The organism is Actinomadura geliboluensis (genome assembly GCF_005889745.1).
Taxonomy (GTDB): Bacteria; Actinomycetota; Actinomycetes; order Streptosporangiales; family Streptosporangiaceae; genus Spirillospora; species Spirillospora geliboluensis.
Window position 1 is genome coordinate 1 of record NZ_VCKZ01000665.1, and the last position, 2,638, is coordinate 2,638.

Consider the following 2,638-nt stretch of genomic DNA (forward strand, 5'->3'; position numbering starts at 1 on the left):
GGACGAGACCGGCCCGCGCTACATCGCCAGCCGCCGATATGGCCGCGCTGGCCGCGGCGGCGCGGGTGGCGGATGGTGGTCGTTCGGCGTGTGCGCGGGCCCGGGAGATCGCGGCTGGCTCCGGTGCGCGGTTGGCGCAGTGCCGGGTCAGGGGTGACGACGTCGAGGTCACGGTGACCGTCCGGCTGAAGGTGCCGATGGGGATCGGGGACTTGCGAGTCATTTCTCGGGCCAGGGCTGGTCCTGTGGGACGGGACGGCGTACCCTGACGCGACACGACTCGTTGCACTGATTGTCAATAGGATGGGAGGAGTCGCGGAGGATGCCAACACGTTTCGCTTTGTCATCGTCCTGTGACTTCTGCTACCCAGTGGTACGTTACGCTGCCGTAAGCGCATAGTTATCACCAGAAGCGGTGTGCCCCCGCGAGGCCCGGCGGGATGAGACGAGCAGGACACTGTCGAAGGGACTGAGGCGTGACCATCATTCGCAGGATCGGTGCGATCGCGCTCGCGGCGCCCCTTGCGATGAGCTTCCCGATCCTCGGCGCTCTGCCCGCGCAGGCCGCCTCGACGAGTGTGATCACCCCGGCGGACGGTGCGGTGATCACGAGCGGCTCCCAGGTGACGGCCAAGGCCCACTTCGACTTCGCGATCACGATGCAGTTGCGGGTGAGCGGCCCCGGGCTCGGTGACACCTTCCTTGCGGAGCGCGGCTTCTCCGGCGACATGTCCGGGACCTTCCCGATCACCCAGAACGGGACCTACAAGGTCTTTCTGCGGGGCAAGCAGACCGGTCACGTCTACGACTCCAACACCTTCACCGTGCGGATCGCCCCGGCCGCCCCCGGCGGCGTCAGCGCGACCGTGTCGGGCAGCAAGCTCGCCGTGAAATGGAGCCGGGGCGTTGAGGACGATCTCACCGGCTACGCGCTCTCGGGTTCCGGCGTGAAGTCCAGGTCCGGTTCCCTGGCTTCCCTCTGCCAGGGGACGAGCTGCTCCACCACCCTGTCGCTGACCAGGTCGAGCGGTGTGGTCTCCGTGGGTGTCCGGGCGCAGCGGTCCAACGGGGACGGCGGATCGCTGTACTCCCCCACCTCCACGGCGTCGGCCATGGTGGGCGGCGGAGTCGGCTCGACGGTTCCGGGCGGCGCGGCTCCGTCCCTGCCGTCGAATTCCAGCGTGCCCAGCGCCAGTACGCCGCTGACGCCGTTCAACAACGAGTCGCCGATCACGCTGCCGTCCGTCCAGCCGGAAGGCGCGACGCCCGGCTTCGCCTACCCCGCACCGCAGATCGCCACCGACACGCCGAAGGCGCAGAACGTCGCGGCGACCGACCGGCTCCAGTGGGGCAAGAGCGTGGGCATCGCGCTGGTGCTCCTGATCGTCGCCGCGCACCTCGGCACCTGGACGCGCCGCCTGCGCGTCGCCCAGGCGGGTACGAGCAGCAACGGCATGGCGGCCCGCATGGCGCGCGGTGGAACCGGCCGCAAGCGGGTCAAGAAGGCCCGCGAGCAGATCGCCCGCGCTGAGGCCCGCGCCAAGACGGCCCCGGTCATGTCCGCTGTCGCGTCGGCCAAGCCGGCCGGGACGAAGGACGGTGGACGTCCTGCGTCGAAGACCAAGCCCGCCCGCCGCCATGCGGGTCCGGGCAAGGGTCCCAGCGGCGTGAACGTCCGGATTGCCGCCCCGGAGAACAAACCCAAGCGCGGCGGCCGCCGCCGCAAGTGATCCGCTGGCGTGCCCTTCTAGAGACTGATGAAGCGCTGCGGCTAGGCGGGGGCGCAAGGTCCGTGGGCATGCGTTAGCCGAGCTCTGTCTAGCCATGCTTGGGAGTCGGCGGCTCTCGTTGCTGCCTCCGACAGGCCCGGCCTGTCGTGGTTGCTTGCGCGGCCGTTTGCCGTGTCCAGCGATGCGAGCCACTCGGTTGCGCCGGCCACACGGTGCGGCCGGAAGGGCATGCGCAACCACAGCATCTCGGCCACGGCCACGCCCGCGCTCTGGGCCCACGCCCGCGCTCTCCGCCACGCCCGCGCTCCGGGTCACGCCGTGTCTGGGTCACGCCGCGTCTCCGCCATGCCGCCTCTCCGCCACGCCCGCGCTCTCCGCCACGCGGACGTTCTCGGTCACGCCCGCGTCTTGGCCACCCGCGCGCTCTCAGCCACCCGCGCGCTCTCAGCCACCCGCGCGCTCTCCACCACGTGCGCGCCCGCGTTCTTGGCCACCCGCGCGCTCGGCCACCCGCGCGCTCTCAGCCACGCGGGGGTTCTCGGTCACGCGCGTGCTCTCCGCCACGCGCGTGCGGGCGTTCTTGTGGGGCTCGTGTGGGTTTTGTGCTGGTCAGGGTGTGGGCCTGTGCTGTCGTCGTGCGGGTCTGCGCTGGCTGGCGGGTGGGCTTGGGTTGCGTTGCGTGGGTTGCGTTGGCTGGCTTGTGGGCTCTTGGTGTTGTCGGGTGGGTCTGGCGCGCTGTGGTTGGGCCCGTAGGGCGTCCAGTGTTGATGACGTGGGGCGGTGACGGGGTGGTGCCAGTGCTTAGGCGTTGAGTGATGTGGGTGGAGGCCGCACGGCCGCTGGTCAGGTGAAGGCGCCGGACTTGGCGGCGAGGGTGGTGGTTCTGGCGGCTTGGGCGGGGAGGTGCC

Annotated in this window: 2 protein-coding genes; both read left to right on the forward strand. The window is 70.6% G+C overall.

What is annotated here, in order from left to right:
• Window positions 1-269, forward strand: a 269-nt coding sequence (locus ETD96_RS48360; protein WP_171069529.1) for an Rv3654c family TadE-like protein, incomplete at its 5' end; no start/stop codon positions are given.
• A gap of 207 nt (window positions 270-476) precedes the next feature.
• A complete protein-coding gene (locus ETD96_RS43245) occupies window positions 477-1,730 on the forward strand; it encodes a hypothetical protein (RefSeq protein WP_138642266.1) in 1,254 nt (417 codons plus the stop codon).
• The last annotated feature ends 908 nt before the right edge of the window (window positions 1,731-2,638 follow it).